This is a genomic window from Microvirga sp. CF3016 (genome assembly GCF_036314085.1).
Lineage (GTDB): Bacteria > Pseudomonadota > Alphaproteobacteria > Rhizobiales > Beijerinckiaceae > Microvirga.
On record NZ_JAYGGM010000003.1, the window covers coordinates 1 to 25,610 of the forward strand.

Below are 25,610 nucleotides of genomic sequence, written 5' to 3' on the forward strand. Positions count from 1 at the left end.
TGTGGTTTTAATTGTGATGGATAATAAATTATTTAGAAACCTCCCGCAGCGGGGGAGACGGATTGAATTAAGCCCGGGGGCCGCCGCCCCCCCGGGGGCGCCGCCCCCCCACGGGCCTGTTTCAGAGGCGACCGTCAGGCCGCCTTCTTCTGATAATCCTTCACGTCCGAGAACTGGATCGCCTTGTAGCGGTCCACCTCGTATTGAAGGTTGAACATGTTCGGCGCCATGAAGACCGGCGCATCGTCGAGATCCCGCGCCATGGACGACAGATGGCTGTCGATGAACTTGTCGAGCTCTTTCGGATCGTCCGCCGTGATCCAGCGGCAGATGGAAAAGCGCGTCGGTTCGTAATCGATCGGCAGGCCGTATTCGGCGCCCAGGCGTTCTTTCAGCACGTCGAGCTGCAGCGCGCCGACCACGCCCACGATGGCTCCCGAGCCGTCCTGAGGCACGAAGAGCTGCACGACGCCCTCCTCGGCCATCTGCTGCAGCGCCTCGCGCAGCTTCTTCGCCTTCATGGCGTCCTGCAGCTTGATGCGGCGCAGGATTTCCGGCGCGAAGCTCGGCACGCCGCGGAAGATGATGTCCTCGCCCTCCGTCAGCGTATCGCCGATGCGCAGGGTGCCGTGGTTCGGGATGCCGACCACGTCGCCGGCCCAGGCCTCGTCCGCGATAGCCCGGTCCTGGGCGAAGAAGAACTGCGGCGCGTTCAGGCTCATGGGCTTGCCCGTGCGCACGAGCTTCACCTTCATGCCGCGCTGGAGCTTGCCCGAGCAGATGCGCATGAAGGCGATGCGGTCGCGGTGGTTCGGGTCCATGTTGGCCTGGATCTTGAACACGAAGCCTGTCATGCGGCCCTCGCCCGCTTCCACGAGACGCTTGTCCGCCTCCTGGCCGCGCGGTGGCGGGGCATAGCTTGCGAGCGCATCGATCAGGTCGCGCACGCCGAAATTGCGTAAGGCGCTGCCGAAGAACACGGGCGTGAGATGCCCCTCGCGAAACGCCTTCAGGTCGAAGGGCTTGCAGGCTTCCTGTGCCAGCATCACCTCTTCCTGCCAGGCCTCCGCCTCTTCCGGCGGCAGCAGACTCATGAGCTTCGGATCGTCCGGGCCGGAGACCGGCATCGGCTCCTCGTCCGTGTCGATGCGGCGCACGACGTTGCGATTGAGGTCGAAGGTGCCGGCGAAGCTCCTGCCCTGGCTGATCGGCCAAGTGACGGGCGCGGTGTCGAGCGCCAGCGTCTTCTCGATCTCGTCGAGCAGGTCGAAGGGATTGCGCGCCTCGCGGTCCATCTTGTTGATGAAGGTCACGATCGGGATGTCGCGCATCCGGCAGACCTCGAAGAGCTTGCGGGTGCGCGCCTCGATGCCCTTCGCCGCGTCGATCACCATGATGGCGGAATCGACGGCCGTGAGCGTCCGGTAGGTATCTTCCGAGAAGTCCTCGTGCCCCGGCGTGTCGAGCAGGTTGAAGACGCAGCCGCCGTATTCGAAGGTCATGACCGAGGTCACGACCGAGATGCCGCGCTCCTTCTCGATGCCCATCCAGTCGGACCGGGTGGAGACGCGGTTCTTCTTGGCCTTCACCTCGCCGGCGAGCTGGATCGCGCCTCCGAACAGCAGGAGCTTTTCGGTGAGCGTGGTCTTGCCCGCGTCCGGGTGGGAGATGATCGCAAAGGTTCGGCGGCGGCCCACGGGGGCCGGAAGATCGGTCATGGCTTTTACAAAGTTCTCAGGGAACGAAGGTGGGGACAGAACGCCGCAGCGGTCGGCCCTTTTGTTGCTCTCTTCTCAACCCATATGGGGGTTTCCCGTCAACAACGAAAGGAGGTGATCCAGTGTCTCATTGTCATACCCTACGGTCCCCGGTTGCCGTGACCTGGATCTTGGCCTCTGCCGAGATTGGTGCGTAACGCACGCGCATCGTGCGGAAAAGTGGTTTCCGGTTTTCCGCACCCAACGATGCGCCTTTAAGAAGGGGCATCGAATGGATCCCAAAAGTGGGGTCCACTTTTGGGTCCGATGCCTATGGCCGGCTCTAACGGGCCGTGGAACCGACAATGGAAAGGCCGCCCCCAGGGGCGGCCTTTCTTTTTGCTTCAACTGCTCCTTTACGCCCCGAGCAGCTTGCCCGTGCGCCTCGCCTCCGTGCCGGCGACCTTGGCAAGCCGCATGCCCTGGGTCACGAAGCGCACGGCGACTCGGGCGAACATCACGCCGTCGGACGGGGCCTTGGCCGGGGTCACGGCGCCCGTCAACGGATCGATGACCTCGGCGATCGTCTCGCCCGACTGCACCTTGGTGCCGACTTGCGTCCTGAACACCAGGATGCCACTGGCCGGTGCCTGGACCGGCTCGGAAGCCGCGAGCGGGGTTGCCCGGCACAGGGGCTCGGGGACGTTGGGCGCTTCGCCTTCGATGACACCGCGCAGCATCATGTAGTCGATCATGGCCGCCGCATCGGCTCGACCCGTCTCATGGGTCACGTCCTGCTCGCCGCGGAACTCGAGCGTCGTCGAATGGCAGGCGAAGGGGATCGGATGATCCGGGAACCGGTCGGCCAGCTCGGCCCAGGGGCGGCTGCAGGCCTCGTCGAAGGGCTCGTCGCCCGAGACATCGGCGATGAGGTACGCGTGGGCGCCGAGGAGGGCCGAAAGGGGCGCGAACTCCTCCGCCGAGCGGGTATGGGTGTAGAGGTGCACCACGGCCTCGGAATCGCAGTGCAGGTCGAGCACGACATCGGCCTCCTGGGCGAGCCCCAGCAGGGCCTTCTTCATGACCTCGGCGGCGTTCGACGGCTGCCAGGCTGCGAGCTCGGCCCGCAGGGCCTCCCGGATGAGGTGGACATTCGCCTCCCCGTTCTTCGCGAGCTTGCCCTCGATCCGCTCGACCACCTTGGGGACCAGGTGAGGATAGCCCCGGTTGAAATTCACGCCATCGGCGAGATGGAAGCGGCCGATATGGTCTCCCATGACCCTCTGCGTGAGACCAATGGGATTGGCGGACGGCACCAGGACGATTTCGCCCCTGATCCTGCCCTCGGCCTCAAGCGCCGTCAGGCGTTCGCGCAGGTGATGGGCGGCGATCATGCCGGGGATCTCGTCGGCATGGAGCGAGGCTTGGATGTAGATCCGGGGGCGGGCGCCCTCCGGGCCGAAGCGCTGGACCGTCAGCGACAGGTTCGCTCCGGGCGCGAGCGGGGAAAGGGCAATCTGTTCTGTTCTCATGACTCAACAATCGGTGGCAGGCATGGGGCGATCCGGCTCCCATGGTTCAGGCGGGTCCTGTCAGGTAGCCTGCCACCCCTGCGATTGGAAGACGAAACGCTGCGGGTCCGACACGATGGCGGCTAATCCCTCCAGGGCCGGCTCCGGATTGACGATGGCATAGACCGGCACCTTCCTGGCCCAATCGTCGTGCGGCGCCTTGCGGTCGAACGCCTCGCGGAAGTCGCCGGCCTGGAGGATGTCGACCATGCGGGGCGCGATGCCGCCGGCGATGAACACGCCGCCGGAGGATTCGAAGGTCAGCGCCAGATCGCCGGCGAAACGCCCCAGGAAGCGCGCGAAATGCGTCAGCGCATCCTTGGCCAGAGCATCGCCCTCGCGGGCCGCCGCCAGGACGTCGTTGGGGATCGTGAAGGGGCAATCCACGCAGCGATGGGCGGCGAGCGCCTTGGCGATGCGGAACAGGCCGGGGCCGGAGAGCACGACCTCGCCCGAGATCCGGCCGCCGACACGCTCCAGATGCGGCCAGATGGCGGTCTCCTCGTCGTTCGTCGGACCGAATTCCATGTGGCCCGCCTCGGTCGCGAGGATCGCCAGACGATCCTCGACGGGGACGAGCGCCCCCGCCCCGAGGCCGGTCCCGGGGCCGAGCACGACGCGCGCGCCGGGTCTCGGCGGTGGGAACATGCCGATGGGAGCAAGGTCGCCCTTGGCCTCGTCGAGCACCTCCACCGATGCGGCCACAGGGGTGTAATCGTTGACGAGGGTCACGCGCTCGAGGTTCAGCGCCTGGCCGATGGCTTGCGCATCGATCACCCAATGAGCGTTGGTCAGGCGGATCGCGGGAGCATCCACCCGGGTCGCCACCGCAATGATGGCCGAGCGGGGGGCCGCCCCTTCATAGGCTTCCAGTGCAATCCTGATCGCTCCGACCGGATCGGGCGTCTGCGCCGTCAGGGCCCTCGGCAGCAGCTGTACGGCCGCTCCGGGCGCGGGCAGCACGGCGAAACGGGCGTTGGTGCCGCCGATATCCCCGAGCAGAACAGGAAATGCGAACATCGAAACCTATCGTCCTTTCTGCCTCATCCGACACCCAAGGGCCGCGATCAGAACGCTTCCTCCCAACTCCGGCTCAAGCGCACGGCGGAGTTGATGAGACCGACCATGGAATAGGTCTGGGGGAAATTCCCCCACAGTTCCCCGGTCGTGAAATCCGCATCCTCGGAGAAGAGCCCGAATGAATTGCGCAAACTCAGGATATGCTCGAAGAGTTCCTTCGCCTCGTCCTTGCGCCCGATGGCGTTCAGGGCATCCACGTACCAGAAGCCGCAGATCATGAAAGCCGTATGCATGAGGCCGAAATCGTCTTCCACATCATAACGCAGGAGAAGATCGCCACGCCGCAACTTCGCACCCACGGCCTCGACGGTGGCGATAAAGCGCGGGTCATCCGGCTTCACGAAATCGAGTTCCGCCAGGAGCAGGAGCGTCGCGTCGAGATCCTCGCCGTCGAAGGACGACACGAAGGTGCCCTTCTCGGGATTGTAGGCGCGTTCGTTGATGACCTGGTGCATGCGCGCCGCATTCTCGCGCCAGAAGGCGGCCCGATCCTCGCGGCCCATGGCCTCGGCGATCTTGATGAGCCGGTCGCATGCGGCCCAGCACATCACGCTCGGGAAGGTATGGACGGCCGCCTTGGTGCGCAGTTCCCACGGACCGGCATCGGGCTGGTCGAAGACTTCGATCGCCCGGTGCCCCAGCTTCTCCAGATGGGCGAACAGGGCCCGGTTGCCGGTGCGGATCAGGCGCTTGTCGAGGAAGGCGTGAACGGAGGCCAGGACGACGCTGCCATAGGCGTCGTTCTGGATCTGGGTATAGGCCGCGTTGCCGACCCGCACGGGGCCCATGCCGCGGTAGCCTGCGAGGGCCGTCGCCTCGCGCTCCTCCAGGTCCGGCGAACGCGTGATGCTGAAGAGCGGCGGCATGTCCTTCTGGTCGGGGATGGCCTCCATGTCGTCGACGATGTTGGTGATGTAGGTGAGGTATTCCTCCATCGTCTTGGTGGTGCCGAGCCGGTTGAGGGCCTGGATGACGAAATAGGCGTCCCGTAGCCAGCAATAGCGGTAATCCCAGTTGCGCTTCGTGTGCGGCGCTTCCGGCACCGAGGTGGTGAGCGCCGCCACGATGGCGCCCGTTTCCTCGTAATTGCACAGCTTGAGCGTGATGGCGGCGCGGATCACCGCCTCCTGCCAGTCGAAGGGAATGGAGAGGGAGCGCACCCAGTCGCGCCAGAAGTCGACCGTGCTGTCGAGGAAGGCGCGGGCGGTGGAATCCGTCTCGGACCGAAGCGGCTCGTCCTCGCCGAAGAAGAACGACAGGGGCCGGTCCACCACGAAGGGCCGCTCGTCGTGGATATAGGAGACCGAAGCGTCCGTGGTGAGCCGCAGCGAATAGGCGGGCCCGACGAAGCGCAGATGATTGCTGCCGCGGGTCAGGTTCGGCGGGCAGCTGCCCCAGTCGTAGTGGGGCCGCAGCCGCACGCGGATGCGCGGGCGGCCCTTCACCGGCTGAACCCGGCGGATCAGCATCGGCGGGCGGAAGGTGCGGTCGTAATGCTTGAAGCGCGGCGCGAAGTCCGTGACCTCGAGAATGTTGCCGAAGGAATCTGTCATGCGCGAAACGAGAACCGCCGTGTTCTCGAGATAAGACTGCTCGCAAGAGACCATACCGACCATGTCGATGGCGAAGACACCCTTCTGGTCCACATCCGTCCGACCCTCGGGGCTGTCGAGCAGGGCGGAGAAGACGGGGTCGCCGTCGAAGCGAGGAAAGCAGCTCCAGACGATCTGCGCGCGGCGATCCACCAGGGCCGAGATCGTGCAATTGCCGATAACGGCAAGATCTAGCGAACTCATGTCAGCAATCATCCCCTTTGAAAGGCAGAATCCCTTCGAACGCCCACGTGGACAGGCAATGTCGCAAATCCGCAGGCGTTCCAAGGCGAACCTTGGCAATTGTTTCTCCCGCGCCGATGCGCACGGACAAGCCGCCATGCGCATTCACGGTCTTGAATCCGTTCTCGTCGGTCAGGTCGTCGCCGACGAAGATCGGACGCCGCCCCTTATAGGGAGCCTCCTGGAGAAATCTCTCGATCACTTTCCCCTTCCCCGCCGCCGAGGGGAGGATTTCTGCCACAGCTTTTCCGTGTTGAACACGGTAATCCGCACCCAGTGCTTCGACAGCGGCGTGGGCGGTGGCGAGGGCGAATTCTTTTTCATGGGGAGCCAATCGCCAGTGAATGGCGACCGAGCAGCCCTTGTCCTCGATCAGGACGCCCTCCTTGTCTGCAACGATCCGGCTCAGGCGCTCGACGGTGTGGCGCAGGGTCGGATGCTCGTCGGGATCGCACATGGAGAGCCGCCCGGCGATGCGGTGCTCGAGCCCATGCAGGCCCGCCATATCGAATTCGTGGGGCACGAAGCGCCCGTCGAGGAATTCGACGGGACGTCCGCTGATGATCGCGAGCGCACCACCCAACCGATCCTGCAGCCTGGTGAGGACATCCGGCAGGCCCGGGTCCACGGCGACCGCATCCGGGCGCTCGACGATGTCCACGAGGGTGCCGTCGAAATCGAGAAAGAGAGCATAATCGTCGTCCACGTCGGACATCGGGCTTTGCCCTGCAGGAGCTTCACGCATTGGCCGGTGCAAGCCTCCGCCCCTTCGCGATCAGCCGTCTGATCCGCTGCTGCTTGCGCAGCCGGGCGGCGGCGAGCAGCATCTGGCCCGCCCAACGGTAGACGTTGCGCTCCTTGACCTGATCGCGCATTAGCCGCATCCGCTCCCGCTGCTCGTTCTGCGCCATGGTCAGCGCGCGGTTGATGGCCTCGCCCATGGCGTGGGCATTATAAGGATTGACGATCAGCGCCTCGGACAATTCGCGGGAAGCGCCCGCGAAAGCCGAGAGGATGAGCACGCCCTGCTCGTCGTCCCGTGCCGCCACGAATTCCTTGGCCACGAGATTCATGCCGTCGTGCAGGCTCGACACAATGCACAGATCCGCGGCGCGGAAGAGTTCGAAGACCTGGTCGGGTTCATGATGGCGAATGAGGAGCTTGATGGGTTCATAACCGTTGCCGCCGTGTTTCTGGTTGATCTCGCGCGCCAAGGTTTCGGCCTCTTCCTGCAGCTGGCGGTAATTGGACAGCTTGCTTCTGGTAGGCGCTGCCACCTGAACGAAAGCAAAATTGCCCCGCCACTCCGGATGCTCCGTCAATAACGCGTCGATGGCCTGCATGCGGTCGAGAATGCCTTTGGTGTAGTCGAACCGCTCGATGCCGACGCCGATGCGCATGTCCGGGGACAACCCCAGACGCTCGCGGACGATCCTGCGGCATTCCTCCACGGGCTTCTGGCCTTCCATGGCGGTGGGCGGCCATTCGATGGAGATCGGATAGGGGCGGATCAGGGTTTCCTCGCCGCCGAAGAACACCGAGTCCTTCTCCCTGTCGATGCGGCTTTCCACGTAGGAATCAACCGAATCCAGGAAATTGTTGCAATGCGCCTGGGTGTGGAACCCGAGGATCGAGGAGCCCAGGAGCCCGTCGATGATCTCCTCGCGCCAGGGGCAGATGCCGAAGGTTTCCGCATTCGGCCATGGAATGTGCCAGAAGGTCACGATGGTCGCCCGGGGAAGCCTGTCGCGGATCATGCGAGGCAGCAGCGCGAAATGATAATCCTGTACGAGAATGATGGGATCTTCGCGCTTGGCCTCGGCCACGATCGCTTCGGCGAATTTCTCGTTGACCGACCGGTAGAGCTGCCAATCCGCCTCCCGGAAGATCGGCCGCACGAAGGCGATGTGGCAAAGCGGCCAGAGGCCCTCGTTCGCGGCGCCGTAATAATACCCGTCCTGCTCCTCCTCCGAAAGCCAGACGCGGCGCAGGGTATAGGAGGGATGATTCGGGGGCACAGGCACCCGGTCGTTGGCATCGACGGTCTCCCGGTCCGCCGTGCCGCTGCCGTGGGCGACCCAGGTTCCGCCGCAGGCGCGCACCACTGGCTCCAGGGCGGAGACGAGACCGCTTGCTGGGATCTGCAGGGAGATCTCGCCGGTGTCGGTCCGGTTATGGATGTACGGCTCGCGGTTCGAGACCACGATGACCTCGGAGCCCGACAGCTCGTTGGACAGGGCAGCCCTTAAGGTCTCCGGGCTCCAGTCCGTATGCGCCGCATCGATGGTCCGACGCGAAGCTTCCAGTTCCTGGAGGACATCGCGGATCTCCTGACCCAGCGGGATGATGTTCTCCTCCACGGGCGGATTGGCATTGCCGGTTCGGGCGCTCTCGAGAGCCTGCCGGATCGAGGCCAGCCACCGACGCATGATGATGGCCGCGATCATGGCAGCGAGCGCCGCAGCCCCGAAGGCGACGCCGGCCAGAGCCAGGAAAAGATAGTTTCTCGCCTCTCCCCCACGCTGATCGGCATAGCTCAGGTCATGCAAGACCACGAGGTGCCCCGGACGGCCTCCCGCATTCAGGGGAAATGAGCTGACCAGCACATTGTGATCCTGGTTCCTGACGACCGAAAAGCTTTCCGCGTCGGACCGGGACGCCTCGGCGCAGGAGAAGGAGGGCGGCATGTTGCTGGTGGGGAAGCGCAACTCCTGGCCATCGCAATAGCCGATGGCGAGAACGCGCTCGTCCGAGGCGATGCGCTCGAACAGGATGCCGGCCTGCTGGGTATCGTTCCGGGCCAGAAGTCCGCTGACCTGGTCCCGGACGGAATTGAACACGAGGCGGGATCGCAACTCGACATCGCGGCGCGACCATTGTTCCACGAAGGATGTAGCAAAGGGCAGCACGGCCAGGATGACGATGGCCGCGACGAGCATTGCGATACCGCCAAAGCGGAAGATGATCCTCAAAACGCTAAGTTCCTCAAGAGATTCGACACTGCCATCGAAACCGCCGGGCTGAGCCGAAAGGCGAGCCGTCCGGTCTCGGCTTCGATGAAAGGCCGCGGGAGAGTGCAGCCTTCGCCCCTGTTATGGGCTCGCGGGCGGAACTTTCCAGGCTTGAGCGGAACAAGGCGGAGCTTTGAGGTATGCTTCAAACGCAAACCGCGGCCGGTGCTGATAGCACCGGCCGCGGTCCGTGAGCGTCTCAAGGCAGGTGCGATCAGTGCTCGCGGAAGGCGCGGGCGATCTGTTCCTGCATGGGCTTAAAGAAATATTCGAACGGGGTGCGCTGGTTCACCTCGACGAAGACTTCGGCTTGCATGCCGGCGATGAGATGGATGTTCTCGAGCTTCTTGAGCTCGTCCTGGGGCAGCTCGACCCGGATTGTGTAGAAGGTCGCGCCGGTCTGCTGATCCCGCGACACGTCTGCCGAAATGCGGCTGACGGAGCCGTGCAGATCCGGAACCATGCGTGCGTTGGCGGCATGGACCTTCACCGTCGCCTTCTGGCCGATCTTCACCTGGTCGATCTCGTTGGGCAGCACCTTGGCTTCGAGCTCGAGCTTGTCGTTCACCGGAACGATGTTCATCACCGGTTCGGCCGGCGAGATCACGCCGCCGATCGTATGAACGTTCAGCTGGTGGACGAAGCCCTCACTGGGCGCGCGGATGTCGATGCGCTTCAGCTGGTCCTCGGCGGCCACGCGGCGTTCGGTGTATTCCGCGATCTTGCCCTGGATCTCACGCAGCTCCTGCATCGCCTCGGCGCGCATCTGCTCGTCGATCTGGATGATCTGGAACTGGGTCTCGGCAATGCGGCTCTCGGCCTGGGCGACGGACGCGATCAGCTGGCCACGCTGGCCCTCGATGCTGGCGGCGTCGCGCTCGAGCGCGTTCAGGCGGGTGATCGGAACGAGGTTGCGCTCGTAGAGATCGCGGACGCCCTTCAGCTCCGCCACGATCAGCTCGGCCTCGCGGGCCTTCGCCGTCTGCTGAGCCTTCAGCCCGACGATCTCGTCCTGGGACTGGGCGATGCGCTTCTTGAGCTGGTCCTTCTGCGCATCGCGGGAGGCACCACGTGCGGTGAACAGCGTGCGCTCGGACGACATGATCTTCTGGACGGCCGGCTCGTTCAGCCGGGTGGCGAATTCCTCGGGGGTCTTGACCTCGGGCGCGCCGTCGCGCTCCGCCTCCAGGCGAGCTTGGCGGCCGAGATATTCATCGAGCTGCTTGGACACGACCTGCAGGTTGGCGCGGGTCATGGTCTCGTCCAGGCGGATCAGGAGATCGCCCTGGGCGACCCGGTCGCCCTCCTTGACCTTCAGCTCGCCGACGATGCCGCCGGTCGAGTGCTGGACCTTCTTGACGCTGGTATCGACCACGAACTGACCGCCGGCGACGACGGCGCCGGACAGGGTCGAGGTGGCCGCCCACAGGCCGATCGTCCCGCCGAAGAGGGCGATCATGGCCACGCCGCCGATGGTCGACTGGCGCAGGATCCGCTGGTGGACCGAGGGTTTCTTGGGAGCTTGAATGACCAACATTTAACCAACCTCTCGCAGGTTCGCAGCCTGGGCGGCCGGTGCCTGCTGCGGCCGCACCGGGGCCGGTGCCGGCGTCGCATTGCGTTTCATGACGGACTGCAGGACCTCGTCGCGCGGTCCCATGGCCTTGATCCGGCCCTCTTCCATGATGGCGACCTGATCGACCTGGCCGAGAGCGGCCGGCCGGTGCGTGATGACGACGACGATGCCGCCGCGCTTGCGCACCGAGAGAATGGCCTGGTTCAGGGCCTCGTCGCCGGCGCCGTCCAGGCTGGCATTCGGCTCGTCGAGCACGACCAGGAACGGGTTGCCGTAGAGGGCGCGGGCAAGAGCCACGCGCTGGCGCTGGCCGCCCGACAGGGAGGCCCCTCCCTCGCCGATCCGGGTGTCGTAGCCCTCGGGCAGGTTGAGGATGAGCTCATGCGCACCGGCCGTCTGCGCCGCCGCGATGATGTGCTCCGGCTTGGGATCCGGCTGGAAGCGGGAGATGTTCTCGGCGATGGTGCCCTCGAACAGTTCCACGTCCTGCGGCAGATAGCCGATGTGACGGCCGAGCGCGTCCGGCTCCCACTGGTCGAGAGCCGCGCCGTCGAGCCGGATCTCGCCGCGCAAGGTCGGCCACACGCCCACGAGGGCACGGGCCAGGGTCGACTTGCCCGAGGCGCTGGGGCCGATGAGGCCGAGGCCCTGGCCGGCCTGGAGCTGGAGCGAGGCAGCCTGGACGATCGGCAGGGAGGCGCCGGGCGCCCCGATATAGACCTCCTCCACCGACAGGGCGGCCTTTGGAGCCGGCAGCGGCATGCGCTGGCCCTGTGCGGGCACGAGCGTCATGATGTGCTGCAGGCGGCGATAGGCCTGGCGGGACGCGGTGAAACCCTTCCAGTGGGCGACCGCGATTTCGATGGGAGCAAGGGCTCGGGACATGAGGATCGATCCGGCGATCATCAGGCCGCCCGACATCTGGCCCTGGATCACGTAATAGGCGCCCAGGCCCAGGATGGCCGACTGGAGCACCATGCGGAAGACCTTGGCGAAGGCGCTGATGCCGGCCGAGGACTCGCTGGCGACGAGGCCGTCGTTGACGTGGCGGACATGGACCTCGTCATAGCGCTTGGCCAGGAAGCCCAGCATGCCGTTGGCCCGGATGGTCTCCGCATTGCGGCGGCTGGTCTCGGCCATGGCATGGCGCTCGGCGCCGCTCTTGGTCACTTCGTAGGATGGCGCTTTGCTCTTGGCGTCGGTGTAGATGGTCAGGAGGATGATGACCACGCCGCCGACCACCGACATGACGCCGATGCCCGGATGGATCATGAAGCAGCCGATGAGGAAGATCGGCATGAAGGGCATGTCGAACAGGGCCGTCGGGCCCAGGCTCGACAGGAAGCCGCGGATCGTATCGAGATCCCGGATCGGCTGCATGCTCTCGGCCTGCTTGGCGCCCTTGAGCGGCATCGTGGCCACGAGATCGAACACCCGGTGCGAGAGCAGTTCGTCGAAGCGGGCGCCGATGCGGGCGAGCATCCGGCCGCGCAGCATGTCGAGGCCGCCCGAGAGGGCAAAGGCCGCAAGCGTGATAAGAGAAAGACCGATCAGCGTCGGGATGCTCCGGCTCGACAGCACTCGGTCATAGACCTGGAGCATGTAGATGGAGCCCGTCAGAGCCAGGAGGTTGACCACCGCCGAGAACACGGCAACCCCGGTAAAGGAGGGAAGGCAGGACTTCAGAGCGTCTTGGACCTCTGTGCTATCTTCCCGATTTCTCGATGCCTGCTTCATGTCTTCTTTCCATAGGCCGACCAGTCACCCGGCGCCGTCGTGATTGTAGAGCCGCTGTGTAAGGTTATACCTTATCACAGTGTTTGCCACCTGACGATGGCTGCGATGTCGGGCTGTGGCCCCACAAGAGTATCTCGTTATAGTTAGGCCTGGAAGACCAGGTTTCTCGCACTCTTATGGGTATCGAGTTGCCCCTAAGGTGATCGCATTCCGTTACGCCACCTTTTGTAACCCTATTATATGTAACTATGTCAACAAAAACTTCGGACCAGAGGTTCACAATATTGCGCTCCTCTCCAAACGGAGAGGGCATGCAGCGCAAGCACTTAACTCTAAAGATAACGCTTTGGTAAACTTTCAGGGTTAATGGTCTCTGACCTGGAAATGAGGTCGGAATATGGACATCAACATACGTTCTCAGGACCGCAGCGAAGCAGCGAAACAGTCCGGCCCATCGTCCGCCGGCGGGGTCCGGATCGATCCCATGGCCAGCGCAGCCCTGGAAGAGGCGATCAAAAGCGCGAAGCTCGGCCTGAAGCCCTCCTCCTCTGAGGCAACGCCGAATGAACCCGTCACGACTGGGCGCCGTGCCGCGCCTGTCAGGTTCCTGAGCCAGGCCGCCATGGCCCTCCTCCTCGTCGGAGCCGGCTGGTCGGCTGCTTACATGGGAACCCTCGCCAACAAGGATGCCATTCTGAAGCTTGAGGCCGAAACGGCTCGCACCCAGGAGATCCTCGCCCGGCTGAGCAGCGATCTGAACACCCTCCGGGAGACGGTCGTCGCGTTCAAGGACGTCGAGCACACGGCCTCCACGTCCTCGGCGTCCGAGCAGACGAAGCTCACCGAGACAGTCGAACGTCTCGCCATCAGCCTGCAGGAACCCGGCAGGAAGCTCTCCGCTCTTGAAGGTCGGCTCGACCGGATGGAGAGCCAGATCCTGGCCACCCTGGCCGGGCTGAACACGAAGCTGGCAACGCCGGCCGCGCCTCCGGCGACCGAGGCCGCGGCGCGGGAGGAGGCTCCTGCCCTCAAACCTGTGAAAAGCGAACCTGTCGACGGATGGGTGCTGCGCGAGGTCTATAACGGCGCGGCTCTGGTCGAGAATCGCAACCGCCGCCTCTACGAGGTCTTGCCGGGCGGCGTGCTTCCCGGCGTCGGTCGCATCGAAGGGATCGAGCGTCGCGGAACCCGCTGGGTCGTCGTTACCGACAAGGGGTTCATCGGCACCTACCGCTGAACCCTGGCGCATCGGATCGCATCCCAAAGTGGATTCCACGTGTGGGTCCGTTGCTCTAGTGAGGGATGATCCCTCTCAGGCCATAGACGAGCCCCGCGAACACCGCGAGGCTCGCGATGTACATGAAAACGAACCAGAGCAGACGTTTCGAACGCCGCGCCGGTGGATGGCGGGTTTGAACCTGCATCAGTGGTATCCGTAGCCGCCGCCGGAGATCTCTTCCGCCACCTTGCCGCGGAAGACATAATAGGCATAGGCCGTGTAGGCGAAGGTAATCGGCAGCACGATCGCGAAGCCTACCAGCGCGAAGAGCTGGGAACTCACGGTGTTCGCTGTGTCCCAGATCGTGAGGTTCGGCGGCACGATATAGGGGAAGAGGCTGATGCCGAGGCCGAGATAGCCGAGCAGGAACAGGCCAATCGCCAGGAAAAACGGCCGGTAATGGCGTCCCTCCTCCAGGTCGCGCAGAAGCCTGTAGGCCACATAGGCCGTGAGCACGGGAATCGGCGCGAGAAAGGCGATGTTGGGCCAAGAGAACCAGCGCGTTTCGATCTGCCTTCCCAGGAAGGGCACCCACACCGACACGATCGCCATCGCGACGATCGTGGCGAGGAGAAAGCGAACCGCGATGCGCCGCGCCCAGATTTCCAATTCGCCCGTGGTCTTCATCACGCACCAGGTCGCGCCGAGAAGCCCGTAGCCGAAGATCAGGCTGATGCCGGTCAGCACGCTGAACGGCGTCAGGAAATCAAAGGTGCCGCCGGTGAACTGGCGTCCGTCGGTGGCAAATCCCTGCACGAAGGCACCCAACACCATGCCCTGGAAGAAGGTCGCCACCAGCGAGCCGAGAAAGAAAGCGTTATCCCAGAGGAATTTCGACCGTTCGGCCTTGAAGCGGAACTCGAAGGCCACGCCGCGAAAGATCAGCGCGATCAGCATGAGGATGATGGGCACGTAGAGCGCCGGCATGAGCACCGCATAAGCGATGTGGAAGACCGCGAAGAGCCCGCCGCCGCCGAGGATGAGCCAGGTCTCGTTGCCGTCCCAGATCGGCGCGACCGAAAACATCATGCGGTCGCGCCAGTTCTCGCTGCCCGCGGCCTTGAAGAGAATGCCGACGCCGAGGTCGAACCCGTCGACGATCACGTACATGGCGACTGCCACGGCAATCAGCCCCGACCAGATCAGCGGCAGCCAGAAGGCCAGCCCCTCATATTCCGTTCCGAACCCGAACATGCTTCGCCCTCCTAACGCGCAGGCTGCGCCCGATGGCCCGGCCGCCCCTCCAGGCCTTCATCAGGCACCGAGAACGGACGCTTCGGCTTCTTGCCGAGATCGTCCCCACGGATATCTTCGACCGGATCGGGCCCGCGCCGCAGGAGCTTGGCGAGGTAGTAGGAGCCGAAGCCGAACACGAAGGCGTAGACGACGATGAAGGTCAGGAGCGATGCGGTCACCGCTCCGGCCGCGATGGGAGACACCGCATCGGCCGTGCGCAGATGTCCGTAGACCACCCAGGGCTGACGACCGATCTCCGCCGTGAACCAGCCGAAGAGCACGGCGCCGAAGCCCGAAGGCGTCATGATCATGGCGGCGGTGAGGAACGTCCGGTTGGTGAACAAGGTGCCCTTCCAGCGCAGATACAGGCTCCACAGGCCGATGCCGAGCATCGCAAAGCCTATGCCGACCATGATGCGGAAGGAGAAGAAGACTGGCCAGACGGGCGGACGATCCTGCGGGGAAACCTCCTTCAGCCCGGGCACGACGCCGTCGAAGGCATGCGTCAGAACCCAGCTTCCGATCTTCGGAATGCCGATTTCGTAGTGGTTGGTCTCCGCCACTTCGTCGGGAATGGCGAAGAGGCGAAGCGGCATGTTCGCCATCCGGTCCCAGTTGCCCTCGATGGCGGCGAGTTTCGTCGGCTGATATTTGAGCACGCCGAGGCCATGAAGATCGCCGATGACGATCTGGACCGGCACGAAGATGGTCGCGAACCACAGCGCCATGGACATGGAGCGCCGCGAGCCGGCGAGCTTCGCCTCCGGGGCATCGTGCGGATGGCGAAGGAGCATCCAAGCCGACATGCCGGCCACCGCGAACGCCGTCGTGAGATAGCAGCCCAACACCATATGCGCGTAACGCAAGGGGAAGGACGGATTGAACACGACCCTGAACCAGTCGACCGGCACCGCCTTGCCGTTCTCGATGGCAAACCCATCGGGTGTCTGCATCCAGGAATTGGCCGAGAGAATCCAGAAGGCGGAGATCAATGTGCCCAGAGCCACCATGCAGGTGGCGAAGAAATGCAGCCGGTCGCCGACCCTTTCCCAGCCGAAGAGCATGATGCCGAGGAAGGCTGCTTCCAGGAAGAAGGCCGTGATGACCTCATAGGCGATGACGGGGCCGAGCACGTTGCCGGTGAACTCGGAGAAGCGCGACCAGTTCGTGCCGAACTGATAGCTCATCACGATGCCGGACACGACTCCGAGGCCGAAGGAGACCGCGAACACCTTCACCCAAAAGCGAAAGAGATTGCGGTAGAGCGGATTGCCGGTGCGAAGCCAGTTGAACTCGAGGGCCGCGAGCCAGCTGGCGAGCCCGATGGTGAAAGCCGGAAAGATGATGTGGAAGGCGATCGTGAACGCGAACTGGATGCGCGAGAGCATCAGGGCATCGAATTCCATTTCCGCTTCCCCTCATCGACCTACCTGCCTGCTTTTAGGGCGCAGACAGGCAGGGACCAGAGGCCGGCGGCTCAATGCGCCCGCAATCCTGGACTATATTCCGCCGAAATCGGCCGCCATCCCGTGCTCAGGCGCTGCAGGGCTTCGAATTCGATCGGGTCATGGCTGCAGAAGATCTTGACGTTGCTGCGCTCGTCGTTGGCGAGGTCCCGCAGCCGTTCCTGATTGTGGAGGCGCAACGGCCGGTCCTCCTCCATCATCCGCTGATAGGCGAGAAGCCCCGGCGTGCAGGACGGGTCTTCATCCATCTCGTGCCGGTAGAAATAGGCGTCGCCCGCATTGAGCAGCCATCCGTCCGGCGTGTCGATGGCGATCCCCGCATGTCCCATGGTGTGCCCGGGCAGGGGGATCATCAGGATCTCGGGCGGCAAGCCGTCGAGATCACGCACCGAGCCGAATCCGAACCAGCGCTCCCCGGTGGGGTCGTAGAAACGCCAGTCACGCACCTCGTCCCATTGCTTGGAGCTGTAGCGGCGGCGATGGATGAAGCCTTGCCTCACCTCGGCTTCCTCCACCTCCGCGCGCAGAACGTGAACGGTGGCTTCCGGAAAATCCTCGAGGCCGCCGGCGTGGTCGAAATCGAGATGGGTGAGCACGATGTGGCGCACGTCGCGGGGCGAAAAGCCAAGGCACTTCACCTGCTCCAGGGCCGTATAGCGATGTTCCAGCTGGATCCGGTTCGTGTGGATGAAGAGCGGGCTGATCCGCCCATAGGGATCCTCCACATCCCTGGAGCCGAAACCGGTATCGACGAGAACGAGGCCGCTGTTGTCCGTCTCGACGAGCAGGCAATGGCAGATCAATCGTCCCGTCAGCCCGCGGCTGACGCCATCCCAAAGCCTTCCTCCGACGGGACACATGCAGCCGCAATTGAGATGATGGATGCGCATGGAGGGGCCTCGCTGGAATGAAGGTCGCGAAGCCCTAACGGGTCAGGCAGGAAAATGTTCGAACGGCAGGTCCTCTCCGGCAGGAGACCGCTTGCCCGTCACTTGCGGCAGGAGAAGGGTGGAAACGTGCTCGCCATTCCGGCATTCATGGCGGCCACCACCATCATGTTGGCGAGATCGAGCTCCTCTGCCGAGCGGGGGCAGACATCGCCCTTCGCCGTGCAGCCCGACGCCAGGAAAGCCTCATGGCGAGCAATGAACTCCTGGCCTAAACCCTTCGTGCCCCGATGGGCGAGAGCATCCGACCACGCCTTCCTGTAGCGGGCGCATTTCAGCTCAGGCCAGCTTTGAGGCTCGGTTCCCTGCGCTGCGGCCGGTGCCGTTTCGCCCGCGACGAAGCATGCCAAAATGGCCGCAATGGCGGCGAATGTCGTCGGACGTCCCATCACACCCTCGTCCCGTTCCGTGCGGGTGCGATGGACCATGGGAGCAGCCTCAGGTCAAGCCGCCCGGATGCTCGGCTCCGCGTTCTGAACGCGACGGATCAAACCCGGATCTCGGGCTGAGCCTTTCCGTGTTTTCCGGCCGACGACGCACGGCGCTTCTTCGCGGGTTTTTTCTGCGCCTGTTTCTCGACCTCGCGGGAGAGGCGCTGCTCCAGCAGCGCCAGGACGGCCGCTTCCTCGGGCTTGAGACTGGCGAGATCCTCGCGCAGCTCCGCCTCGATCTCTTCCTTGATGTCCAGCAACAGGCCTCCGTCGAGATACGCGTCGAACACCTCCGGGTGCACATAGCATTTGCGGCAGATGCTGGGCGTGTTGCCGAGGCGCGCGGAGACCTTCTCGATGGCGGCCCGGACGTTCTTCTTGGCTTTGGCGTCGCTGTCGAACTCCTCGAATTCGGCCAGGGCGAGGGCCGCCAGCACGGTGCCGGCCCAGGTTCGGAAATCCTTGGCCGTGATCTCGCTTCCGGTGATCTCCTTCAGATAGGCGTTCACGTCGGCCGAGGTGATCGATTGCTGCTCGCCGTTCTCGTCGAGATATTGGAACAGATCCTGTCCCGGCAGATCCTGGCAGGCCTTCACGATTCTGGCGATGCGCCGGTCCTTGACCTGCAGGCGCCAGGTCTTGCCGCTCTTGCCCTTGAACTGGAAGCGCAGCTCGCCGCCTTCCACCTTCACGTGCGGATCGCGCAGGGTGGTGAGGCCATAGCTCTTGTTCTGCTTGACGTAATCGGAGTTGCCGACGCGGATGAGCGTGTTCTCGAGCAGATGCACCACCGTGGCCAGCACCTTCTCGCGCGGCAGGCCGCGCAGGCTCATATGCTCGTCGATGGTCTTGCGGATCGCCGGCAGGCCCCTGGCAAATTCCAGCATATGCTCGTATTTCGTGCTCTCGCGAACCTCGCGGAAGGCCGGATGGTAGCGGTACTGTTTGCGGCCCTTGGCGTCGCGGCCCGTCGCCTGGATGTGGCCGTTGGCCTTCGTGCAGATCCACACATCCGTGTAGGCCGGCGGGATCGCCAGCGACCTGATGCGCTCGAGGGTCGCCTTGTCGTCGATCTTCCTGCCGTCAGGCCCGGTATAGGTGAAGCCCGTGCCGGATTTTTTGCGTCGGATGCCGGGCTCCTCGTCGGAGACATAGCGCAGGCCTGCCGTTTCGGCGGCATCGCGCGGATCGATGACATTCTCGGTGGTGGCGTTCGGGTCTGGCATGGGAGGCTTTCTGGAAGAGCAGGACGTCAACCGGTCCGCGCCATCCCGGGTTCCCTGTGCGGCCTCGCCCCCTGCGATTTGCGCCGATCATTGCGGATCTTGAAGACCAGAATGGTGGCGCTCAGGATGAGGCTGAGCACATTGAAGACCATCATGGGCCAGCTGCCGATCAGGAATCCGTAGGCCGACCACAGCACGAAGGCCGTCACCGTGACCATGTACATGTGCTTCGAGATGGCGCCCGTGTCCCGTTCGCGCCAAGCCTTGAGCACCTGAGGAACGAAGCTCGAGGTCGAGAGGATGCCCGCGATCGTCGCCAGGACGGTCGGCAGCCAATCCGTCATGTCAGTCGTCTCCCGTGTTTCAAGATGACGGCAACGGGTCTTGATCGAGGGAGTTCCCTTTTGCCCTCCACGGAGGTTAGAAGGGCGCAGCCGTTGCAACCGGATTGTCCCTTGTCTTCCTTGTCCCTGCCTGATGTCCAAGGCCGCAAGCTCGTCTTCGTGATCACCGAGGACTGGTTCTTCGCCTCTCATTTCCTGCCCATGGCCCGGGCTGCACGCGAGCTTGGGCTCGACGTCACGGTCGTGACCCGGGTGCGCTCGCACCGGGAGGTGATCGAGGCCACGGGCGCCAAAGTGATCCCGCTCGAAGCCGAGCGGCGCAGCCTGAATCCGATTACGGCGGGCCTGAAGACCGGAGATTTGGCAGCCATTCTCAGGTCCGAGAAAGCCGACCTTGTTCATTGCATTGCGTTGCGCGGCATTCTTACCGGCGGCTTCGCGGCCAGCATGGTCGGGGTCAAGCGGCGCATCTATGCCCTGACGGGTCTCGGCTTCCTCGGCGCTCGCACGGACCGCGTCGCCCGCCTAGCCCAGAAGGCCGTCCGCCTGCTCGTGCGCGGGCTTGAGACCGGCCAGACGCGCTATGTCTTCGAGAACACGGACGATCCCAAGCTCCTCGGCCTCGATCCTGCGGGCGAACGCGTCACCATTCTCGGGGGCGCCGGAATCGATCCGGATCGTCTTCAGCCCGCCCCGCTGCCCCCGCGGCCGCCGCTCAAGGTCGCCGTGGTGGCCCGCATGCTGTGGTCAAAGGGTGTCGACGTGGCCGTGGAGGCAGTCCGTCAGGCGAGGGCCCAGGGCGCGTCTGTCGAACTGTCGCTCTACGGCGCCCCCGACCCCTCGAACCCGAAGGCCATTCCGGAGGAAACCCTGAAGGCCTGGAGCGCCGAGCCCGGCATCTCCTGGCATGGGACCACGCGGGACGTGGCCGCGGTCTGGCGCGAGCATCATGTCGCCTGCCTGCCCTCGCGCGGTGGCGAAGGCCTGCCGCGAACGCTTCTCGAAGCCGCCGCCTGCGGCCGCGCCATCGTCACCACCGATGTCCCCGGCTGCCGCACCCTGGTGCGGGACGGGGTCGAGGGACGCCTCGTTCCGGCCGACGACGCGGCGAGCTTGGCCGATGTCCTTGTCGCCTTGTCCAAACAGCCCGACGAAGTGGCTCGCATGGGGGAGGCCGCGCGCGCGCGTGTTCTCAACGGATTCACGGAGCGGGACGTCATCGAGAGCGTCAAGCAGCTCTACCGCTCCATGCTGGCCTCATGATCTCCGACCCCGTCGCCTTCATCCGCTCCGAGACCAGGCTCCGCCCCGTGCCCCATGCGCCGGAGATCTCCCTGCACGTGGCCGACGAAGCGACGGAGCTCTGGCAGAGGACCGAGGAGGAACTGGGCGAGATCGGCCTGCCGCCACCCTTCTGGGCCTTTGCCTGGGCGGGCGGACAGGCGCTGGCCCGCTACATTCTCGACTATCCGGAAACGGTCCGCGGGCGCCGCGTCCTGGATTTTGCTTCGGGCTCGGGCCTTGTTGCGATCGCAGCCATGAAGGCGGGTGCCGCGGAGGTCACCGCCTGCGACATCGATCCCTTCGCCATTGCGGCCATCGGCCTCAACGCCAAGGCCAACGGCGTCTCTGCGATCATCCCGCTCCAGGCGGATATCGTTGGGCATGATCGCGGCTGGGATACGGTGCTCGCCGGGGACATCTGCTACGAGCGCGATCTCGCCCAACGGGTCACGGACTGGCTGTTCGCCTTGAGCCGGAGAGGTGCCACGGTCCTGATCGGCGACCCGGGGCGCAGCTATCTTCCCAAGGATCGCCTGGAGAACCTGGCTATCTACGAGGTGCCCGTGACCCGGACGCTCGAGGATTCGGACATCAAGAAATCCAGCGTCTGGCGCTTTGGACAATTCTGAGGCGCGGCTGTTTGCAAATCTGCATCGGTTTTTTGCAGGCTACCGTATCCATTTTTCACTTCATTATCGTAGCGTTATAACCTATATGAATGAAGTGGATTCGCGTCGGGCAGAGACGACGCGGAGACAGTCGGGGGGCTTGAAACTTTAGCAATTTAGCCGGGAGTGATCCGATGGCCCATACATTGTCTCTTCAGCACAGACTGCCCCGCGACGGCGCTCAGGCCCACGATTCCGAAGCCTCGGACAGAGCGGAACAGGCCATTGCCCGATCGGAGGCGATCTGCCGGGCCAAAGGGGCCCGTCTGACCCCGATCCGCCGCCGCGTGCTCGAAGTGCTCCACGGCTTCGACAGGCCCCTCGGCGCCTACGACCTCGTGGATCTGCTCGGCTCGCAGGGCCGGCGGATGGCGCCGATCACCGTCTATCGCGCCCTGGACTTCCTCATCGAGCAGGATCTGGTGCATCGGCTCGCGAGCCGGAACGCCTATATCGCCAGTTCCGGCTCCTCCCCGGAACCTCTGACGACTGCCTTTCTGATCTGCGAGGGTTGCGGGGATGTGAACGAAGTCACGTCTCCCGACGTAGCCGATACCGTGCTCAAGGTCCTGCAGGAGAAGGGCTATCAGCCGCGCACCAAGGTTCTGGAGATCACGGGACGCTGCGCCCGCTGCCAGGATGTTCACTGAACGGTGTTCCAGGCCCGATTAAGCCGCGCTTGACGAAGAAGGCTTTTGGCATCAGCTAAACGGCGGCAGCCCCGGAGCTGCCGTCGTGGATTGCAGCATGTCCTTCATCTCGCCTTCTGAGACCGCACCTGCCCCCGAAAGCCCTGCCGGACCTGCCCCGCGCCACCGCACCGTGGGCGTGCGCGTCGGGTCGGTGATGGTGGGCGGCGGCGCGCCGATCGTGGTTCAGTCGATGACCAACACGGATACGGCGGATGTGGATGCGACCGTGGCCCAGGTTGCGGCGCTGGCCCGCGCGGGCTCCGAGATCGTGCGCATCACTGTCGACCGCGACGAGGCGGCCGCAGCCGTGCCGAAGATCCGCGAGCGGCTCGACCGGCTGGGGGTCGAGGTGCCGCTGGTCGGCGATTTTCACTATATCGGCCACCAGCTCCTCGCCGACCATCCGGCCTGCGCCGAGGCACTCGCCAAGTACCGCATCAATCCCGGCAATGTGGGCTTCAAGGAAAAGAAGGACCGGCAGTTCGGGGCCATTGTCGAGCAGGCGATCCGGCACGACAAGGCGGTGCGGATCGGCGCCAACTGGGGTTCGCTCGATCAGGAGCTGCTGACGCACCTGATGAACGAGAATGCCGCCTCGGCGAATCCCCGCGACATGCGCTGGGTCACCCGCGAGGCCATGATCCAATCGGCCCTTTTGTCCGCCGCCCGCGCCGAGGAGATCGGCCTCGGGCGCGACCGGATCATCCTGTCGGCCAAGGTCTCGGCCGTTCAGGACTTGATCGCCGTCTATCAGGATCTTGCCCGCCGCTCCGATTACGCCATCCATCTCGGCCTCACCGAGGCGGGCATGGGGTCGAAGGGGATCGTAGCCTCGTCTGCTGCCATCGGCATCCTGCTCCAGCAGGGCATCGGCGACACGATCCGCTTCTCCCTGACCCCGGAGCCCGGCGGCGACCGGACCCTGGAGGTCAAGACCGCCCAGGAACTGCTCCAGACCATGGGCTTTCGCACCTTCGTGCCGCTGGTCGCCGCCTGTCCCGGCTGCGGACGGACCACCTCATCCGTGTTCCAGGAGCTGGCGCGGGACATCCAGACCTGGATCTCCACCTCCATGCCCGAATGGCGCCGGACCTATCCTGGGGTCGAGAACCTGAACGTGGCCGTCATGGGCTGCATCGTGAACGGGCCCGGCGAGTCGAAGCACGCCAATATCGGCATCTCGCTGCCCGGGACGGGCGAGCAGCCGGCGGCCCCGGTCTTCATCGACGGAAAGAAGGCCATGACCCTGCGTGGCCCGACCCTTGCCCAGGACTTCCAGAAGATCGTCCTCGACTACATCGACAAGAGCTACGGCCAGCCCGGGCGCGATGCTGCCGAATGAGGCGGCAAGCGTGACCATGGAACCTCCTGCGAAATTCCGTTTTTAAGCTCAGGCGCGATGTGGTAGAGAGCCGCCGCGCCGGCAATGACGGCCGCTGCGCTCTTTAGAGAATTGGGCGGAGAAGAAGCCGCCCTTCGTCGTTTATGAGAGTGATACAACCAGGGCCGTCCGCGGGCACGTCCGCAAAGAAAAGCACACATGGCAGAACAGCACGCCGTCGCCCCAGGACATGCCGATTCCGCAGTCCCTGAGGCCACCTTACCGGACAGCCATTCCAAGGCGAGCTTCTGGACCCTCACCCTTGGCGCCATCGGCGTCGTCTATGGCGATATCGGCACGAGCCCGCTTTACGCCATGCGCGAGACGGTGATGGCCGCCACGGGCGGTCACCACGGAACTCCCGTTCCCCTGACCCGGGAGCTCGTGATCAGCATCCTGTCGCTCCTGCTCTGGGCGCTGATCCTCACGGTATCGGTCAAGTACGTGATTCTGCTGCTTCGGGCTGACAACAAGGGTGAAGGCGGCTCGCTGACCCTGGTCGCTCTGGCGCAGCGCGCGCTCGGACGAAGAAGTCTTCCGATCCTCATGATGGGCATGGCGGGAGCGGCCCTCTTCTACGGCGACGCGGCGATCACACCAGCGATGTCCGTGCTTTCGGCCCTGGAAGGCCTGAAGCTCGTGGGGCCATCGCTCGAGGCCTATATCCTGCCGGGCGCAGTGGCGATTCTGGTCGCGCTCTTCGCCGTGCAGAGCCGCGGCACCGGCAAGGTCGCAGCCTTCTTCGGCCCGCTCACGCTTCTGTGGTTCATCAGCATGGCGGGCCTCGGCCTGCTTCACATCGCTGACGACTGGGAGGTCCTGTTCGCCTTCAATCCCTATTACGGCGTGTCCTTCCTGGTCACGCATCCGGGCACCGCCTTCGCGATCCTCGGCAGCGTCTGCCTTGCCGTGACGGGCGCCGAGGCGCTTTATGCGGATCTTGGTCATTTCGGCCGCAGGCCCATCCGCATGGCCTGGAGCACGGTGGTCTTCCCGGCTCTCGCCCTGAATTATCTCGGACAGGGCGCGCTCGTGCTGTCGAACCCCGAAGCCATCGCCAACCCATTCTTCCTGCTGGCTCCGCCATGGCTGCTCCTGCCCCTCGTGATCCTCGCCACGCTCGCGACCATCGTGGCGAGCCAAGCCGTGATCACCGGCGCCTATTCCCTGACCCGGCAGGCGGTGCAGCTCGGCATCCTGCCGCGCCTGGAGGTGCGCTTCACCTCGGAGACGCACCAGGGCCAGATCTACCTGCCACGCGTGAACTGGCTGCTGCTCGCCGCCGTGGTCAGCCTCGTGCTGCTCTTCGGCTCCTCCAGCAATCTCGCCAGCGCCTACGGCATCGCGGTCTTCGGCACCATGGTGGTCACCACCCTGCTCGCCTGCGTGGTCATGAGCCGGAGCTGGGGCTGGGGTCCGGTGAAGACCGGGATCATCATGATTCCGCTGCTCCTGATCGACCTCACCTTTCTATCCTCGAACCTGGTGAAGCTCCTCGACGGCGGCTATGTCCCGCTGGTCATCGCCGGCGTGTTCTTCGTGCTCATGTGGACCTGGGTGAAGGGAACGCGCATCCTGTTCGAGAAGACCCGCAAGATCGACGTGCCCTTCCTCGAGCTCGTACAGATGCTGGAGAAGAGCCCACCCCACCGGGTGAAGGGCACGGCCGTCTTCCTGACCAGCGACCCGGACACGGCGCCGGCGGCCCTCCTGCACAATCTCAAGCACAACAAGGTGCTGCACGAGAAGAATGTGATCCTGACGGTCAACAGCGCGGACGTTCCCCGCGTGGAGGACGAAGATCGGGTCGCCATCGAGCATGTGGGCGATTCGTTCTGGCGCATCCGCCTGAGCTACGGCTACATGGAAACGCCCAACATCCCGCGCGGCCTCGCGATCCTGCGCAAGCAGGGCTTCAAGTTCGACATCATGGCCACGTCGTTCTTCCTGTCGCGCCGCTCGATCCGCCCCGCCAGCCAGTCGGGCATGCCGCTCTGGCAGGATAAGCTGTTCATCGGTCTGGCAAAATCGGCGAGCGACGCCACGGACTTCTTCCAGATCCCGACCGGGCGCGTTGTGGAGGTGGGCACGCAGGTGACTGTGTAAGACGGTTGCTCTCATGGCCGGCCGATGTCAGTTTTGCCAGTCC

21 protein-coding genes are annotated in these 25,610 nt (G+C 64.5%); 6 read left to right on the forward strand and 15 right to left on the reverse strand.

Annotation, left to right across the window (positions count from 1 at the left end; genetic code table 11):
* Positions 1-134 precede the first annotated feature (134 nt).
* From VB672_RS04500 to VB672_RS04535, 8 genes are all read right to left on the reverse strand, one after another.
* Complete coding sequence (locus VB672_RS04500) at positions 135-1,718, reverse strand: peptide chain release factor 3 (RefSeq protein WP_329782983.1); 1,584 nt, start codon at positions 1,716-1,718, stop codon at positions 135-137.
* 395 nt (positions 1,719-2,113) lie between these two features.
* Entirely contained in the window at positions 2,114-3,229 is a 1,116-nt protein-coding gene (locus tag VB672_RS04505; protein ID WP_329782984.1) for a succinylglutamate desuccinylase/aspartoacylase family protein, read from the reverse strand.
* A gap of 60 nt (positions 3,230-3,289) precedes the next feature.
* Complete coding sequence (locus VB672_RS04510) at positions 3,290-4,231, reverse strand: glucokinase (RefSeq protein ID WP_442931929.1); 942 nt, start codon at positions 4,229-4,231, stop codon at positions 3,290-3,292.
* Positions 4,232-4,335: 104 nt separating this feature from the next.
* Entirely contained in the window at positions 4,336-6,144 is a 1,809-nt protein-coding gene (locus tag VB672_RS04515; protein WP_329782986.1) for a glycoside hydrolase family 15 protein, read from the reverse strand.
* A gap of 1 nt (position 6,145) precedes the next feature.
* Entirely contained in the window at positions 6,146-6,898 is a 753-nt protein-coding gene (gene otsB / locus VB672_RS04520; protein ID WP_329782987.1) for a trehalose-phosphatase, read from the reverse strand.
* Between the two features lie 22 nt (positions 6,899-6,920).
* On the reverse strand, positions 6,921-9,122 hold the full coding sequence (locus VB672_RS04525; RefSeq protein ID WP_329783335.1) for an alpha,alpha-trehalose-phosphate synthase (UDP-forming): 2,202 nt from the start codon (positions 9,120-9,122) through the stop codon (positions 6,921-6,923).
* 286 nt (positions 9,123-9,408) lie between these two features.
* The gene (locus tag VB672_RS04530) at positions 9,409-10,731 is read right to left on the reverse strand and encodes an HlyD family type I secretion periplasmic adaptor subunit (protein WP_329782988.1); all 1,323 of its coding nucleotides are present in this window, start codon (positions 10,729-10,731) and stop codon (positions 9,409-9,411) included.
* Complete coding sequence (locus tag VB672_RS04535) at positions 10,732-12,507, reverse strand: type I secretion system permease/ATPase (protein ID WP_329782989.1); 1,776 nt, start codon at positions 12,505-12,507, stop codon at positions 10,732-10,734.
* Positions 12,508-12,904: 397 nt separating this feature from the next.
* Here VB672_RS04535 and VB672_RS04540 point away from each other — a divergent pair, with 397 nt between their 5' ends.
* Complete coding sequence (locus tag VB672_RS04540; protein WP_329782990.1) at positions 12,905-13,744, forward strand: hypothetical protein; 840 nt, start codon at positions 12,905-12,907, stop codon at positions 13,742-13,744.
* A gap of 55 nt (positions 13,745-13,799) precedes the next feature.
* Here the strand turns inward: VB672_RS04540 and VB672_RS04545 are convergent, their stop codons facing one another.
* From VB672_RS04545 to VB672_RS04575, 7 genes are all read right to left on the reverse strand, one after another.
* Positions 13,800-13,931 carry a hypothetical protein gene (locus tag VB672_RS04545; protein ID WP_329782991.1) on the reverse strand — a complete coding sequence of 44 codons (132 nt, stop codon included), beginning with the start codon at positions 13,929-13,931 and terminating at the stop codon, positions 13,800-13,802.
* Positions 13,931-14,980, reverse strand: a complete 1,050-nt coding sequence (gene cydB / locus VB672_RS04550; protein WP_329782992.1) for a cytochrome d ubiquinol oxidase subunit II — start codon at positions 14,978-14,980, stop codon at positions 13,931-13,933. The genes VB672_RS04545 and cydB overlap by 1 nt, the downstream gene beginning before the upstream one ends.
* A gap of 11 nt (positions 14,981-14,991) precedes the next feature.
* The gene (locus tag VB672_RS04555) at positions 14,992-16,428 is read right to left on the reverse strand and encodes a cytochrome ubiquinol oxidase subunit I (RefSeq protein WP_329782993.1); all 1,437 of its coding nucleotides are present in this window, start codon (positions 16,426-16,428) and stop codon (positions 14,992-14,994) included.
* 71 nt (positions 16,429-16,499) lie between these two features.
* Complete coding sequence (locus tag VB672_RS04560; protein WP_329782994.1) at positions 16,500-17,378, reverse strand: MBL fold metallo-hydrolase; 879 nt, start codon at positions 17,376-17,378, stop codon at positions 16,500-16,502.
* Between the two features lie 98 nt (positions 17,379-17,476).
* Complete coding sequence (locus tag VB672_RS04565; protein WP_329782995.1) at positions 17,477-17,863, reverse strand: hypothetical protein; 387 nt, start codon at positions 17,861-17,863, stop codon at positions 17,477-17,479.
* A 59-nt stretch (positions 17,864-17,922) separates the two neighbouring features.
* Positions 17,923-19,092, reverse strand: a complete 1,170-nt coding sequence (locus VB672_RS04570; RefSeq protein ID WP_329782996.1) for a DNA topoisomerase IB — start codon at positions 19,090-19,092, stop codon at positions 17,923-17,925.
* 26 nt (positions 19,093-19,118) lie between these two features.
* Positions 19,119-19,436 carry a SemiSWEET family sugar transporter gene (locus VB672_RS04575; protein ID WP_329782997.1) on the reverse strand — a complete coding sequence of 106 codons (318 nt, stop codon included), beginning with the start codon at positions 19,434-19,436 and terminating at the stop codon, positions 19,119-19,121.
* Between the two features lie 111 nt (positions 19,437-19,547).
* On the opposite strand from VB672_RS04575, the gene VB672_RS04580 reads away from it, so the two are divergent.
* From VB672_RS04580 to VB672_RS04600, 5 genes are all read left to right on the forward strand, one after another.
* Entirely contained in the window at positions 19,548-20,699 is a 1,152-nt protein-coding gene (locus VB672_RS04580) for a glycosyltransferase family 4 protein (protein ID WP_329782998.1), read from the forward strand.
* Positions 20,696-21,349, forward strand: a complete 654-nt coding sequence (locus VB672_RS04585) for a class I SAM-dependent methyltransferase (RefSeq protein ID WP_329782999.1) — start codon at positions 20,696-20,698, stop codon at positions 21,347-21,349. Before VB672_RS04580 ends, VB672_RS04585 begins: the two co-directional genes overlap by 4 nt.
* A 173-nt stretch (positions 21,350-21,522) precedes the next feature.
* Positions 21,523-22,038, forward strand: coding sequence for a Fur family transcriptional regulator (locus tag VB672_RS04590; RefSeq protein WP_329783000.1), 516 nt, complete (start codon positions 21,523-21,525; stop codon positions 22,036-22,038).
* Between the two features lie 97 nt (positions 22,039-22,135).
* Positions 22,136-23,422, forward strand: a complete 1,287-nt coding sequence (gene ispG, locus VB672_RS04595) for a flavodoxin-dependent (E)-4-hydroxy-3-methylbut-2-enyl-diphosphate synthase (RefSeq protein WP_329783001.1) — start codon at positions 22,136-22,138, stop codon at positions 23,420-23,422.
* A 198-nt stretch (positions 23,423-23,620) separates the two neighbouring features.
* Positions 23,621-25,567: a potassium transporter Kup gene (locus VB672_RS04600; protein WP_329783002.1), complete on the forward strand. Its 1,947-nt coding sequence runs from the start codon at positions 23,621-23,623 to the stop codon at positions 25,565-25,567.
* The last annotated feature ends 43 nt before the right edge of the window (positions 25,568-25,610 follow it).